At 70.8% G+C, this 708-nt stretch carries 1 protein-coding gene; it reads right to left on the bottom strand.

The annotated features are described in order from the left end of the window. Window positions 1-708 (bottom strand): ATP-binding protein (locus tag ENZ75_RS33450; RefSeq protein WP_164888260.1); only part of this gene is annotated, 708 nt, incomplete at both ends.

Here is a 708-nt window from a genome sequence, read left to right as displayed (position 1 = left end):
GTCCACGCGCTCGCGGCGCTCGGCCAGATCCTCGGCGCTGACTTGCGGCTCCGCCGGTTCGGGGCGGATTTCCAAGGCCGCCGACTTCGCCGCCATCAACTGGTCGAGCAGGTCCGGCGACGCCGGGCGACGCGGCGTGCGCACCGTTTCGGGCGGCGGCGCCGCCAGGATGATCGCGCGTGCATCCTCGAGTGCTGCTTCCGGCATCGCCATCAGCCGCGGCGTTCCGTTGCGCGGGCTCGTATCCGTCGGGCCGATGCGCAGGCCCAGCGGACGGCGCGACAGCGCCGGGCCGAGCGCCATGAACTGCCCGCGTTCCAGGTCGCGAAACGCCTCCGCCTGGCGCCGCTCCATGCCCAGAAGGTCGGCGGCACGCGCCATGTCGATATCGAGGAAGGTGCGGCCCATGAGAAAGTTGGACGCCTCGGCGGCGACGTTCTTGGCGAGCTTTGCCAGCCGCTGGGTGGCGATGATGCCGGCCAGCCCGCGCTTTCGGCCACGGCACATCAAATTGGTCATCGCGCCGAGCGAGAGCTTTCGCGCCTCGTCGGAAACCTCGCCGGCCACCGCCGGCGCGAACAGCTGCGCCTCGTCCACCACCACCAGCATCGGGTACCAGTGGTCACGGGCGACCTCGAACAGCCCGCCGAGGAAGGCGGCGGCACGCCGCATCTGGTTCTCGGCGTCGAGCCCTTCGAGATTGAGCAC

The organism is Mesorhizobium sp. M7A.F.Ca.CA.002.04.1.1, assembly GCF_004022805.1.
GTDB lineage: Bacteria > Pseudomonadota > Alphaproteobacteria > Rhizobiales > Rhizobiaceae > Mesorhizobium > Mesorhizobium ciceri.
This window is presented reverse-complemented; position numbering and strand designations above follow the sequence as displayed.